The sequence below is a fragment of the Propionispira raffinosivorans DSM 20765 genome (assembly GCF_000381065.1).
Lineage (GTDB): Bacteria > Bacillota > Negativicutes > Selenomonadales > Selenomonadaceae > Propionispira > Propionispira raffinosivorans.
Map to the genome: position 1 here is coordinate 25,941 of NZ_KB905857.1, position 14,561 is coordinate 40,501.

The 14,561-nt window shown below is 40.4% G+C and carries 13 protein-coding genes and 1 other annotated feature; of the genes, 2 read left to right on the forward strand and 11 right to left on the reverse strand.

Annotation, left to right across the window (positions count from 1 at the left end):
- Window positions 1–5 precede the first annotated feature (5 nt).
- From rfbB to F606_RS0114065, 11 genes are all read right to left on the reverse strand, one after another.
- Entirely contained in the window at window positions 6–1,025 is a 1,020-nt protein-coding gene (rfbB, locus tag F606_RS0114015) for a dTDP-glucose 4,6-dehydratase (protein ID WP_019554514.1), read from the reverse strand.
- The gene (rfbC, locus tag F606_RS0114020) at window positions 1,026–1,592 is read right to left on the reverse strand and encodes a dTDP-4-dehydrorhamnose 3,5-epimerase (protein WP_019554515.1); all 567 of its coding nucleotides are present in this window, start codon (window positions 1,590–1,592) and stop codon (window positions 1,026–1,028) included.
- A gap of 14 nt (window positions 1,593–1,606) precedes the next feature.
- On the reverse strand, window positions 1,607–2,479 hold the full coding sequence (rfbA, locus tag F606_RS0114025; protein ID WP_019554516.1) for a glucose-1-phosphate thymidylyltransferase RfbA: 873 nt from the start codon (window positions 2,477–2,479) through the stop codon (window positions 1,607–1,609).
- A gap of 135 nt (window positions 2,480–2,614) precedes the next feature.
- A complete protein-coding gene (gene ilvB, locus F606_RS0114030) occupies window positions 2,615–4,270 on the reverse strand; it encodes a biosynthetic-type acetolactate synthase large subunit (RefSeq protein ID WP_019554517.1) in 1,656 nt (551 codons plus the stop codon).
- Between the two features lie 62 nt (window positions 4,271–4,332).
- Window positions 4,333–5,400, reverse strand: coding sequence for a 3-isopropylmalate dehydrogenase (gene leuB / locus F606_RS0114035; protein WP_019554518.1), 1,068 nt, complete (start codon window positions 5,398–5,400; stop codon window positions 4,333–4,335).
- A 1-nt stretch (window position 5,401) separates the two neighbouring features.
- Window positions 5,402–5,890, reverse strand: a complete 489-nt coding sequence (locus F606_RS0114040; protein WP_019554519.1) for a 3-isopropylmalate dehydratase small subunit — start codon at window positions 5,888–5,890, stop codon at window positions 5,402–5,404.
- A 4-nt stretch (window positions 5,891–5,894) separates the two neighbouring features.
- The gene (leuC, locus tag F606_RS0114045) at window positions 5,895–7,151 is read right to left on the reverse strand and encodes a 3-isopropylmalate dehydratase large subunit (protein ID WP_019554520.1); all 1,257 of its coding nucleotides are present in this window, start codon (window positions 7,149–7,151) and stop codon (window positions 5,895–5,897) included.
- A 119-nt stretch (window positions 7,152–7,270) separates the two neighbouring features.
- Window positions 7,271–8,278, reverse strand: coding sequence for a ketol-acid reductoisomerase (gene ilvC / locus F606_RS0114050; RefSeq protein WP_019554521.1), 1,008 nt, complete (start codon window positions 8,276–8,278; stop codon window positions 7,271–7,273).
- Window positions 8,259–8,789, reverse strand: coding sequence for an acetolactate synthase small subunit (gene ilvN / locus F606_RS0114055; RefSeq protein ID WP_019554522.1), 531 nt, complete (start codon window positions 8,787–8,789; stop codon window positions 8,259–8,261). Before ilvN ends, ilvC begins: the two co-directional genes overlap by 20 nt.
- Window positions 8,790–8,853: 64 nt before the next feature.
- Window positions 8,854–9,067: a binding site (T-box leader), on the reverse strand.
- 278 nt (window positions 9,068–9,345) lie between these two features.
- On the reverse strand, window positions 9,346–10,425 hold the full coding sequence (locus F606_RS0114060; protein WP_026329403.1) for a type II asparaginase: 1,080 nt from the start codon (window positions 10,423–10,425) through the stop codon (window positions 9,346–9,348).
- A gap of 106 nt (window positions 10,426–10,531) precedes the next feature.
- Window positions 10,532–11,938 carry a DASS family sodium-coupled anion symporter gene (locus tag F606_RS0114065; protein ID WP_026329404.1) on the reverse strand — a complete coding sequence of 469 codons (1,407 nt, stop codon included), beginning with the start codon at window positions 11,936–11,938 and terminating at the stop codon, window positions 10,532–10,534.
- Between the two features lie 344 nt (window positions 11,939–12,282).
- On the opposite strand from F606_RS0114065, the gene F606_RS0114070 reads away from it, so the two are divergent.
- Window positions 12,283–13,569 carry a sensor histidine kinase gene (locus F606_RS0114070; RefSeq protein ID WP_019554525.1) on the forward strand — a complete coding sequence of 429 codons (1,287 nt, stop codon included), beginning with the start codon at window positions 12,283–12,285 and terminating at the stop codon, window positions 13,567–13,569.
- 9 nt (window positions 13,570–13,578) lie between these two features.
- Window positions 13,579–14,505: a response regulator gene (locus F606_RS0114075; RefSeq protein ID WP_019554526.1), complete on the forward strand. Its 927-nt coding sequence runs from the start codon at window positions 13,579–13,581 to the stop codon at window positions 14,503–14,505.
- The last annotated feature ends 56 nt before the right edge of the window (window positions 14,506–14,561 follow it).

Here is a 14,561-nt window from a genome sequence, read left to right on the forward strand (position 1 = left end):
AAATTTTATCGATTATCATACATTTTTTTATAATAAGATTGATAGCCGCCACCTAAGATGCGTTCCCACCATTCTTTATTTTCTAAATACCACTGTACCGTTTTTTTAATTCCTGAAGAAAAATCAGTTGTCGGTTCCCAACCAATTTCTTTTTTTATCTTGGATGGGTCAATCGCATAACGGCGGTCATGCCCTTTGCGGTCCGTAACAAATTCAATTAAATCTTCCGATTTGCCAATTTCACGCAAAATCGTCTTCACAACATCAAGGTTTGTCTTTTCATTATGCCCACCGATATTGTATACTTCTCCAATTATACCATGCTGCAGAATTTGGTCAATCGCTGCACAATGATCTTCCACATAAAGCCAGTCTCGCACGTTTTCCCCTGTACCATAAACCGGCAGTTTTTTATCGTTTAAAGCATTGGCAATCATCAAAGGTATCAATTTTTCGGGAAAGTGGTACGGTCCGTAATTATTCGAACAACGTGAAATCGTAACTGGAAGTTGATACGTACGATGATAAGACTGCACTAAAAGATCCGCAGACGCTTTTGATGCAGAATAAGGGCTCGATGTATGAAGAGGTGTGCTTTCTGTAAAAAACAAATCCGGTCGATCGAGTGGTAAATCGCCATATACTTCATCGGTCGATACCTGATGATAACGCTGAATACCATATTTTCGGCAGGCATCCAACAAAACACTGGTCCCAATAATATTGGTCTGAAGAAAGATCTCTGGATTTTCAATAGACCGATCTACGTGGCTTTCTGCCGCAAAATTGACTATCATATCTGGTTTTTCAGCTTCAAATAAACTATACACAAAATCGCGATCCGCAATATCGCCTTTTACAAATTGAAAATTTCTCGATTTCATGACAGGTGCCAATGTTTCTAAATTTCCTGCATACGTAAGCAGATCCAGACAAATTATTTTATAGTCCGGATGCTGTTTCATTATATAATGAATAAAATTACCACCAATAAACCCTGCTCCACCAGTTACAATAAGTTTCATTTATTTATTCTCCCCATAAACAAAATTTAGATTCGTACGATTTTTTAAATAAGGTGCTTTTTGGTCTTTCTCAGACAAGATAAAATCGCCGTTTCCCCAGTCAACACCAATGTCCGGATCATCATAGCGAATATTGCCATCACAATCAGGTGCATAATAATTATCCGCTTTATACTGCACTTCCACATCATCCGTCAACGTAACAAAACCATGAGCAAAACCACGCGGAATATAAAGCTGCTTTTTATTTTCAGCCGATAATTCTACTGCAATCCATTTTTTATACATAGGTGAACCTTGACGAATGTCAACCGCTACGTCAAGGATGGTACCTTTTGTGCAGCGAATTATTTTCGACTGGCATTTTGGATTCAGCTGGTAATGAAGTCCCCGCAGAGTTCCTTTTTGCGCGGAAAAAGATTGATTATCCTGCACAAAGTCGCAATGAATACCCGCTGCTGCCAAATCTCGTTTTGACCAGCTTTCCATAAACCAGCCCCGATTATCACCAAATACTTTAGGTTCAATTATGTACACATCATTTAAGGTTGTTTCAATTACATTCATATTTTCCACTCCTATTATTCCTTGATCAGCTGCAACAAATATTGACCATAGTCATTCTTCTTCAATGGTTCGGCGAGTCGAAGTACTTGCTCAGCATTGATATAGCCCATGCGATACGCAATTTCTTCGATACAAGCCACTTTCAATCCCTGCCGACCTTCAATCGTCTGGACAAAGGATGATGCCTGCAAAAGCGATTCATGTGTTCCCGTATCAAGCCAAGCATAACCTCGACGCATGGTTTCCACCTTAAGCTTTGCTTGTGCCAGATAGACCTTATTCACATCGGTAATCTCAAGTTCGCCGCGTGTTGATGGTTTGATATTTTTTGCAATATCAACAATTTGATTATCGTAAAAATAAAGACCTGTAACCGCATAATTCGACTTAGGTTCTGCTGGTTTTTCCTCAAGGCTTACAGCCTTACCGTCTTTATCAAATTCAACTACACCATAACGCTTTGGATCTTTTACATAATAAGCAAACACCGTAGCTCCATCACTTTGAGCTGCTGCCCGCTGCATCGAAACAGCCAAATCAGCACCATAAAAAATGTTATCCCCCAAGACCAATGCACAGCCATCATTGCCAATAAATTTCTCACCGATTAAAAAAGCCTGTGCCAAACCATCCGGACTTGGCTGCACTGCATATTCAATCTGTATCCCCCATTGGCTGCCATCTTGCAGCAATGCTTGAAAAAGCGGAGCATCCTGTGGTGTCGTAATAACCAATATTTCTTGGATACCCGCTAATAACAACGTACTTAAAGGATAATAAATCATCGGCTTATCATAAATTGGCATAAGCTGCTTACTTACTACTTTTGTTAATGGATACAATCTTGTACCAGAGCCGCCCGCAAGAATAATTCCTTTTTTTATCATAAAAAAACCTCCGCGTTTCCTTTTATAAACAAAACATCTATTATATTATAACCCAAAACAAAAATTTTTTCCTGTTTTCATCAAACAATCGAAAAAAATACCGTAAATTCAATCGTGAATTTACGGTATATCTTATCAAAATTCGACAAATTCATTGATTTCAGCTCCATATTTTATCATGGGCTGAACAAATTCATGTTCAATATTAAGAACAATAACTTGCGGTCTATCCACCGAAAAAGCATACTGCAGTGCCTGTTTAAACGCTTTGGTTGTACTTACCGCTGCACCTTCAATACCAAAACTTTTCGCATATAAGACATAATCCATCGGATATGTCATATCGCAGGCAATATAACGCTCGTTATATTGTACCTTTTGCAATTGTCGAATCATTCCTAAACTAGAATTATTGATGAGAATCGAAATAACCGGTAAGTTGAGTCTGGCAATCGTATAATATTCATTGCCCGTCATTTTTATACCGCCATCACCCGCAATATGAATAAGTCGGCGTGTTTTCCCGAAAGCCAGCTGTGCGCCAAGTGCCGCTGGCAGCCCAAACCCCATTGTACCTAGACCGCCGGATGAAATCCACGTTCTTGGTTCTTGCAGCCGCAGATGTTGTGCCGCCCACATCTGATGCTGCCCAACATCCGTAGCAATCGCTATGTTTTTGTCTTTGCTCAACTGATTGATACAGTTCATTGCCCAAGGAACATTAAGATAGGTTCCATCGTAATCGCGTTTGTATTTATCTTGCCAGCCCTGCAAAACATTCCACCAGCGATCCAGTGATCGCAATGGTTCGTATTGCATCAGTAGTGTCAATATTACTTTCATATTCCCCGCAAGCCCAATGCTGCTGGCAACATTTTTGTCAAGTTCTGCCGGATCAATATCAATATGAATAAAGTGCGTATTACGCGTATATTTATCGCGGTTTCCCGTCTGGCGATCACCAAAACGACTTCCCACCGCAATGATGAGATCCGCCTCAGCAATCGCATTATTTGCCGTCTCTAAGCCATGCATGCCGGCAAAACCCAATGACAAGTGATGATCATGCGGAAATGCACTGATTCCCATCAGGGTATTGGCTACGGGGAGATTGAATTTTTCAGCAAACAGACAAAGTTCACGACTAGCTCCAGCTGAAATGACGCCGCCTCCGGCTATAATTACAGGACGATTTGCTTTTTGAATCACTTCTGCGGCTTCGGCAACACAAATCAGAAAATCAGCGGCTGGCTTAGCAAATACCTTACTTGCTGACGGTGCTTCAAATACAGTCTCTGCAAAAAAAAGATCACGTGGAACATCAACTAAGACCGGGCCCGGCCGCCCTGATTTAGCTGTCTGAAAAGCAAGCCGTAATGTAGAAATTAGCTTTTTAGGATCTTTCACCTTAAAATTATGCTTTGTGACGGACATAGTAACCCCAATGATATCCGTTTCTTGAAAAGCATCCCGACCTAATAAAGTCGTATCAACCTGCCCGGTAATAGCCACCAAGGGTATTGAATCCATAAATGCCGTCGCAATGCCCGTAACCAGATTCGTCGCCCCCGGTCCCGATGTCGCAATACAGACTCCGACCTTGCCACTAGCACGAGCATAGCCATCTGCTGCATGAGCCGCACTTTGTTCATGCGTCGTTAAAATCTGCTGAATCCGCGTATCGTCATATAGGGCATCATACAAGGGTAAAATCATCCCGCCCGGATAACCAAAAACGATTTCTACCCCTTCTTCGACCAGACATTCAACAACGGCTTGTGCTCCCTTCATAAATCCACACCTCCAATCTATTTTCTGTATCACAATTTGAGTTTTCAGAAACTGCTGCGTTTTTATATCCTATCCAAAATGGCTTGTGTCATTTCTTCTGTATTCGCTTTTTTAAAACCATCACGATATAAATCGATTGTTCTATACCCATCCAGCAATGCTTTTTCGACAGCTTTTTCAATGGCCAAAGCCGCTATTTCTGCAGAAAACGAATGTCTAAGCAGCATCGCTGCCGACAAGATGGTGCCGATGGGATTGGCAATACCACGTCCCGCAATATCGGGTGCCGATCCATGGATTGGTTCATAAAGACTTGTACATTCGCCGATGCTTGCTGATGGCATCAAACCAATTGACCCGCCAAGCACGGCTGCTTCATCACTTAAAATATCACCAAATAAATTACCCGTAACAATTACATCAAACTCTGTCGGATGAATTGCGAGCTGCATTGCACAATTATCTACATACATATCATTCGTTTTAACATCTGGATAGCTTGCTGCTACTTTGGCTGCAGTGCGGCGCCATAGACGTGAAGTCGCTAAAACATTTGCTTTGTCAACAGATGTTACTTTATGATTTCGTTTTTGGGCTATTTCCATAGCAAGTTTCACAATGCGTTCAACTTCCGGCACACTATAATTTTCTAAATCCCAAGCGCGTTCAAAGCCGTCTTTCATTTCGGATTCACATTTGTCACCAAAATAAATTCCGCCAATTAGTTCGCGAACGATCACAATGTCGATGCCACTGACAATTTCTTTTTTCAGCGGTGAATATTCCACTAAACAATCCATGACTTTTATCGGGCGCAGATTCGCATATAAACCAAGGGACTTACGTAACCCTAAAATAGCTTTTTCCGGACGAAGTGCCGGATCAACGTTATCCCACACCGCACCACCGACTGCACCAAACAACACTGCATCGGCAGCTTTAGCCGCTAAAATGGTTTTTTCTGGTAGTGGGGTTCCGTATAAATCATAAGCAGTCCCACCAGCGGCATGACTTTCAAAAGTTAAATCCAATTGGAATTTATCAGAAATCTTTTTCAAGACCAGCACCGCTGCATTGGTTATTTCTTCACCGATTCCATCACCGGGAATCACAACAATTTTTTTTGCCATATCATTTTTTCTCCTTGATATAGTTTATAAGCCCGCCTGCTTTCGCGATATCCTGAATAAATCCCGGCAGCGGCTGCGACTGAAACACATCCCCGGTACTCACGTTTTCTATCGTACCCGTTGCAATATTCACCCGCAGCTTGTCGCCAGCTTTAATTTTGGCAACCGCATCGCCAATTTCTAGAAGAGGTAATCCAATGTTAATGCCATTTCGATAAAAAATTCGAGCGAAATTTGCGGCAATAATGACTGGAACCCCTGATGCTTTGATTGCAATCGGAGCATGCTCTCTGGACGATCCACAGCCAAAATTTTTGCCGCCAACCATAATATCCCCAGCTTGTACAGTTTGGGCAAACGTTTCATCAATATCAACCATACAATGACTGGCTAGTTCCTGTGGATCAAATGAATTTAAATATCGCGCCGGAATAATTACATCTGTATCTATGTTGTCGCCATAGCGCCAAACTTTTCCTTCTATTTCCATTTTATTAAACCTCCTCTGGTGTGGCAATTCTGCCTAAAATTGCGCTTGCTGCCGCTACATGTGGACCAGCCAGATATACTTCGCTATCTACATGCCCCATGCGGCCTCTAAAATTACGGTTTGTCGTTGATACACAGCGTTCGCCCGCCGCCAGAATCCCCATGTGTCCACCCATGCATGGACCGCAGGTAGGCGTACTCACAGCAGCTCCAGCATGAATGAATATTTCAATATAACCAAGCTTCATGGCATCAAGATATACCTGCTGACTCCCTGGAATAACAATGCATCGTACATCTTTATGTACTTGATGACCTTTCAGTATATCCGCTGCATTTTTCAAGTCTTCCAACCGTCCATTTGTACACGAACCAATTACCACCTGATCAATTTTAATTTCACCTATATCGGCAACCTGTTTTGTGTTTCCCGGCAAATGAGGGAAGGCTACGACAGGTTTCAGCTGGGAGAGATTGATTTCAACCGTTCGCACATACTGTGCATCGGCATCCGATACAACGATTTCATATGGTTTCGTTACCCGATCTTTGATGTATTCAAGGGTCTTTTCATCGACGGGAAATATACCATTTTTCCCGCCCGCTTCAATTGCCATATTCGCAATTGTAAAACGATCTGCCATCGACAAAGAATCAAGACCCTCACCCGTAAATTCCAGAGCCTGGTACCTCGCTCCATCCACGCCGATCTTACCAATCAAAGTTAAGATAACGTCTTTTCCATTAATCCCTTTTGGACGGCTGCCTGTTAATTTGACCTGAATCGTCTCAGGAACTTTAAACCAAGCTTCCCCTGTTGCCAAGGCCACACCAAGATCTGTAGTCCCCACACCAGTTGAAAAACCGCCTAGAGCCCCATACGTACAAGTATGGGAATCTGCACCAATAGTAAGCATACCAGGTGCCACCAAACCCTTTTCTGGTAAAATAACATGTTCGATCCCCATGCGACCTACTTCAAAATAATTTACGATCTTATGCTGCTTAGCAAAAGTACGCACGGCCTTTGCGAGATCTGCCGTTTTTATATCTTTATTTGGTGTAAAATGGTCCGGCACCAAAGCAATTTTCGTATTATCAAAAACCGGTTTGCCGATTTTTTCAAATTCTTTAATCGATGGTGGTGCCGTAATATCATTCGCCAAAACCATATCAAGCTTACAATTAATTAATTGTCCTGGCACAACAGACTCGAGTCCAGCATGTTTTGCCAAGATTTTTTCAGTCATATTCATTCCCATGTATGAAACCCTCCTAATAGCTTTTCTTAGAAAAACCGGCCTACACTCCCATACGATATGTAAGCGTAAGCCGATTCAAATTCAATTCCTGCATCGTCAAATTTTATAGCAAACAGAACTTAATCTTCTTTTTTATTATCCTTGAGCCAAGACATCATGCCACGTAATTTTGCACCAACTTGTTCAATCTGATGTTCTGCACCCTTACGTCTTTTTGCCAAGAATTCCGGACGATTGGCTTTATTTTCCAAGAGCCAGTTTTTAGCAAACACACCATCTTGAATTTCAGTCAATACTTTTTTCATTTCTTTCCGTGTTTCATCGGTAATGATACGAGGTCCAATCATATAATCGCCATATTCTGCTGTATCACTGATTGAATAACGCATGTTGGCCATTCCGCCTTCATACATAAGATCAACAATTAGTTTCATTTCATGAAAACATTCAAAATAAGCAATTTCTGGCTGGTAACCCGCTGCAACCAAAGTTTCAAAACCAGATGTGATAAGTTTTGTAACCCCGCCACAGAGAACAGCCTGTTCACCAAAAAGATCTGTTTCTGTTTCTTCTTGAAACGTCGTTTTAATAACCCCAGAACGTGTACCGCCGATACCGCGCGCATAGGCAAGAGCAATCTGCCAGGCATTGCCTGTAGCATCTTGATGGACAGCAAATATATTAGGAACACCGCCGCCTTCCGTAAATACGCGACGCACCAAATGACCAGGTCCTTTTGGCGCAACCATAAATACATCAACATTCGCTGGTGGAATGATTTGCTGGAAATGAATATTAAAACCATGCGCAAATGCCAAAGAACTGCCCGCTTTAAGATATGGAGCGATTTCAGCCTTATAGATATCAGCCTGCTTTTCATCTGGAAGCAAAATCATCGTAATATCAGCCTGTTTCACAGCTTCTGCTACTGTAAAAACTTTTAAGCCAGCAGCTTCTGCTTTAGCCTTTGATTTACTGCCTTCATAAAGACCTACAATAACATTTACACCACTATCTTTTAAGTTTAGTGCATGCGCATGTCCCTGGCTGCCATAACCGATAATTGCTACTGTTTTACCTGTCATGATATCCCAATTTGCGTCCTGATCATAATAAATTTTTGCCATAATACTCGCTCTCCTCACAATGTTCATAAATAGTATGTTCACCTCGTTCCAGACTAATCAATCCGGTACGAATGACTTCAAGAATGCCATACGGTGACAACAGGCGCATAAATGCACTCACCTTTTCGTCATCGCCGGTAATCTCAAAAATAAGTGTTGTCGATTGTACATCAATGACATGCGCCCGAAAAAGTTCTGTTAATTTCAGAACATCCAAACGATTGCTGTCACTGGCTTGCACCTTGATTAAAGTCATTCCTCTATATACAGCTGAGCTAGCGTCTAAACGCTGTACAGCGACAACTTCCAATAACTTCTCCAACTGTTTGATCATCTGATTGACAATTGCTTCATCACCATGAACCACAACGGTTATGCGGGAAAAATCTGGAGATTGGGTAACACCAACTGACAAACTGTCGATATTAAATTCACGCCGTGAAAACATGCTGGCAACGCGCACTAACACACCTGGCTGATTTTGTACTAATACAGATAAAACATGCTTCATGTGTCACCCTCCCTCTCAAAAAAAGATAATAAAAAGCCCCTACCGGCACGTTTTACGTCATGCCAGCAGGGGCGGATATTCCGCGGTACCACCCTACATTATACTCAATGTCTCTAATAGACTTCCATTAACGCTGAAAAACGTTTGTGCCTCCTGTAAAAACAATCGACACAAAAGCTCCGGGGCGAAGTCAAGCATTCAAATCCTACCGATTTACAGCAACCATCGGCTCTCTGCAAGGAATTAAAAAATACTTTTTACCCTCTCATCACTGCTATTTTTCTATTGTACTACACATTTATGTGAAAATCAATGTGTAATATCGTAACCATGTATACATTATTACAGTATTTATAATATTTGTCAATCAATTTTTGTAACTTTTTATTTAATATATATACACACAAGAAAAAAACATACGTCACAAATGGAAAATAAGCCATACAGCAACGCTATTCTTGTATAAAAAAACTGCAATGACAAGTCTCATTCAACTTGCCACTACAGTTTTTGTGTTAAATTTGTATTCTACTTTATTTTTAATAAAACTTTCATATTAATATTCGTTAAACATTTTTTGAATTTCAGCTAAATTTGAGGTTTTTGTTAAAGCAAGCGATAATAAAATGCGCGCTTTTTGTGGACTCAAAGAATCTCCATTTAAGAAATGTTCATCGATATAAGACTGTTCCGCATCAATTACTGTTCCATTACCAACCCGTGAGCTGCGTACAACTACAATTCCTTTAGCGGCTGCTTTAGCCAAGGCTGCTTCCGCATTTTTATGGATGCTTCCATTGCCAGTCCCTGCATAAATAATACCTTTTGCCCCAGCTGCTACTGCTGCATCAACAAAGATACCATCATCATCGGCGTGTCCATAAATAACTTTTACGTAAGGAAGCTGTGCTAGGTTTTTCGTCGTAAATTCACTGTCAGCGGTATGGCGACGCGTGCTTTCACGATAAAATTCTGGTTTACCATCATTAATATATCCCAAGAAACCAAGTTCTGGTGCCTTAAATGTGCTTACACTTGTTGTATTCGTTTTCGTCACATCACGTGCTCCGTTGATTTCGTCATTCATCGCTACTAAAACACCTTTACCAACAGCTGCTTTGTTTGCTGCAACGCGGACTGCATTCAATAGATTCATCGGACCATCGGCGCTGATTGCTGTTGCCGGACGCATCGAGCCAACTAAAACAACCGGTTTATTGCTTTTTACGGTCAAATTCAAGAAATATGCCGTTTCTTCTAATGTGTCCGTACCATGTGTAATGACAATACCATCTACACTGTCATCAGCCAGCAATACATTGATTCGTTTCGCTAAGGTCAGCCAGATTTCATTTGTCATATCTTTACTATCAATACTACAGATTTGTTCACCTGAAACATTTGCGTACTGTTTGACTTCTGGTACGGCATTGATCAACACATCAATACCCAAAGCTCCCGCTTTATAGCCAGTTGTGGCTGTTGCTGAAGCAGCACTGCCGGCAATTGTACCACCAGTGGCCAATATTTTAATATTGGGCAATTTGTTTGCTGTTTCTGCTGCGAATCCACTCTGCACCCCAAAAACCATTACCAATAAGGCCATAAGAATAATACCTACACTTTTTTTCAACAAGAACACCCCTTTTATTTTTTATATCTTACACATTATATAGAACGAAGTAAAAAATTGCGCTCTGTTGGTCCATTTGTTAGCAGACAATCTTTTTCCGTTTTATATATTAAAACAATCCCAGCACTTTCATCCATGGCAAACCGATACATAACCAGACAAAAAGATGCAGTGTCGTTATGATAAAACCAATTCTCCACCATTGTCCTTGCGGCATATAATTTGAGCCAAAAAATATCGGTGTAACACCACAACCGTAATGCGTCAATAAAGAGCAGCTGTTTGCGAGTGCACCAAAAAGAATCAAGACACCAAGTACCGGAGCACCAGCGGCAACTAAAATTGTTGCAAAAGCACCAAACAAGGCCATAATATGAGCACTATTACTTGCCAGACCATAATGTACATACGTATAGACAATCGCCAAGATAACCAACATAAACAGCCATGATGTGCCTTCCATTTGTTGACCAACCGTGCCAGCAAACCAAGTCATCAGACCGAGCTTTGACAAAAAAGCCGCCATATTGACTAAAACACCCATCCAAACCAATACATCCCATGCACCTTTTTGGTTTAGAACATCTGCCCAGTCAATGATCTTCGTAATAAGCATCGCTGAAAGACCTAACAGCGCCACAAACGCTGAGTCAATCCCATGAATGGAACTCGTTGCCCACAGAACTAAAGCACACAAGAAAATTCCGCAGAGCATTTTTTCCGCTAAACTCATTGAACCCATTTCTTCAAGTTCTTTTTTCGCCATAACTTTTGTTTCTGGCGTTTCTTTAAGTTCCGGATTGATCAGTTTATATAAAACCCATGGTGTCGCTACGGACAAAATCAATCCCGGAACGATACAAGCAGCAAACCATGCCAGCCAGCTGACATCAACGCCGAACATTTCTTTGGATAAAGTAACAACCAACACGTTATTCGATGCACCCGTTAAAAAAATACAAGCACTCGTAATAACGGCACAATAGGAACTAAAAATCAAAAAAGCACCCGTTCTTTTATTTTTTTCCGAATCAGGTTCCGAGCCAATGGCTGAACAAATGCTACGCACGATCGGATAAATAATACCGCCCCCACGTGCTGTATTGGAAGGTGTAAATGGTGCTACAATAAAATCAGCTACAGAAAGCACATATGCTACATTTAATGTGCTGCCACCGAAACGACTCAATAAAACATAAGCGATTCTTTTGCCAAGTCCTGTTTTAATAAACCCTTCGGCAAACATAAATGCCGATACAATAAGCCATATCGTTCCATTACTAAAGCCAGCCAAAGCTTCAGATGGTGTCAATACACCAAGAACCACCAGCATTGTACAGGCGATAATGGATACAGCACCAATCGATAAAGGTTGCAACACAAATCCCGCAATCGTTGCCACAAAAATAGCGAGTAAATGCCACGCTTGTGGTTTAACTCCGTTTGGAATTGGCAAAAACCAAATTAGAGCTCCAATCAAAACACATAAAAGACCTTTTCCTAAACTACCGCGCAAAAAACTTTTTTTTGCGCTTTGACCAGCCGCTATCGTCCCAGTCTGGGACACCGGCATTGCTTTCATTTTTCCAGCCATAATATTTCCTCCTAATAAATCTAAAGAATATAATACGATAATGTACAATCTCAATATACTAAGAGGTCTATAGAATCCGACAAGAAACTAAGTAAAAATTTTCTGACTATTTTTATATAATATCTTATCATTAATAACAAGTATGTATATTGATACATTTAATAAATATATTATATGTAAATAAGAAGCATAGCCACAAATTTCTATTTCATGCTATAATTGAGCTAATGATTTTTTCTTATATTATTTTATCATTGAGGTTATTTATGAAACAACATCGAAATCTAATACTTTTTGCATTAATGCTCTTGCTCGTTCCGCTTGCAGGTGAACCAAAATTTCACCCATTTACAGGGGATCTTGCTTCTTTCCGCGTTAGTTTTGGCTCACCACTCTTTTTACTATTTTTGCTTTGGCTCCGTAATGTTCCTTTTGTTGTATCCGGTTTTTCTGTTGGGTTAGCTGTTACAATATTTCGAATTTTCCTTGATCTATGGACTACGACAATTTCATTTTCCACGAGTTTGGGGCTGCACGGACCGACATTTTTCTATTATTTGACGTATGCCGCTTGTTTTCATATCCCTAAATTTAATGCAGCACTCTACAATAAAGCGCTGCAAATTGCCGGTTGGTCCATTCTAGCCGAAATCGCTGCCAGCATTGCTGAACTTACTATGACAAGCATCTATGCCAGCAGTGATTTCAATATAACACTTTCGGTTCTGATCAAAATATCCGCGATTGCATTCTTACGCTGTTTCTTTATCTTAAGTTTTTTCTTCCTGACACAAATTTATCAGGCTGAAACAAGGGCTAACCATGAACATCAGCAAAAGCAGCACATGCTGCTTTTGATCTCCAATCTATATGAAGAAGTAATCCAACTGAATAAATCACAAAAGAATGCCGAAGCGGTTACCCTTAATTGTTATAAAATCTATGAAAATTTGCAGGATCAAGCTACGATAATCGACCCGACAAAATTAGCCAGTGAAATTTTAAGCATTGCTGGTCAAGTCCACGAAATCAAAAAAGACAACCAGCGAATCTACGCAGGGCTCCGTCAGTTAACCAATAACCGTGAACTAAAAGATTATATGCCAACGACTGCACTTGTTGATCTCATTATAGAATCAAATCGCAAATATGCTAAGGCTTTACAAAAAGAAATCACCTTCACCAGTCACGTCGACCCGCAGCTCCCGGCCTTGCATGTGTATACAGTATTATCTTTGGTAAATAATTTAGTTGCAAATGCCGTAGAAGCAATCGAGAAATCTGGTACCATTGAACTTCATTTTACCAAAATGGCTGATATGATAAAAATACAGATTTCGGACACTGGCATAGGTATTTCACCGCAAAAAGTACCGTTACTCTTTAAACCTGGTTATACAACAAAATTCGACTCGATAGGCAATCCATCGACGGGAGTTGGTCTTGCTTATGTAAAACATCTCACGGAAGAACTGCATGGAAATATAATTGTAACGGTTGAAGATAAGACCTCTTTTCTCTTATCAATCCCTTTACTAAATTTGAAAGGATGATTCCCTTTTATGCGTTTTATGATTGTGGATGACGATGAAGTCATCCGTACGATGCTCTCAGACATCATTGAAGATTATGACCTTGGTGAAATTGCGGGCGAAGCTGACAACGGTTCGCTGATTGATACAGCTTTGCTGGAAAGGAAAAAAATCGATATATTAGTAATTGATATGCTCATGCCGATACGCGATGGTGTACAAACGGTAAAATCAATCAAAGCCGATTTTACAGGAAAGATCATCATGTTATCACAAGTTGAAAACAAAGAAATGATTGGCAATGCCTATAGTTTAGGTGTCGATTACTATATTACCAAACCAATCAACCGTAATGAAGTTGTTAGTGTCATCCGAGCGGTCAGTGAACACATGCAGCTTAAAAATCTTGTTCACAATATCGAAAAAAATCTTCATACGGCTTTACGATCCAATCATTCTGCCGAAATAGCTAATACGATAAGACATACGCCCCTGCCGCTGACCATTCGACAAAAAGGCGAAATGATGTTAACAGAAATGGGTATTGGCGGTGAAAAAGGCTGTAAAGATCTTTTGGATATCCTGCAATTTTTACAAAAACAGGAACAGGAAACTCTAATGCAAAAAGATTTTCCCTCACTTAAAATTATATTCACAAAAATTGCCGAAGCAAAACTAGGCCAGGAAAATACAATTGAAATTCAGAAAGAATACAAAGCTTTGGAGCAACGTTTGCGCCGCACCATTTTTCAAGCTCTGGTTAATCTTGCCTCAATGGGCATCATTGATTATGCAAATCCAAAGTTCGAGGAATATGCTGCCAAATTTTTTGATTTTACGGAAGTACGTAAAATTATGCTGACTCTCGAAAGCAACGAAAAAGTAAATATGTCGCAGATTCATATCAATAGTAAAAAATTCATCAAAGTATTATTTATGGAAGCGAAAAAAGATTGATTCACCACAAAAAGGCACACAATTTCAAACCAATAATTTGAGATCGTGTGCCTTTT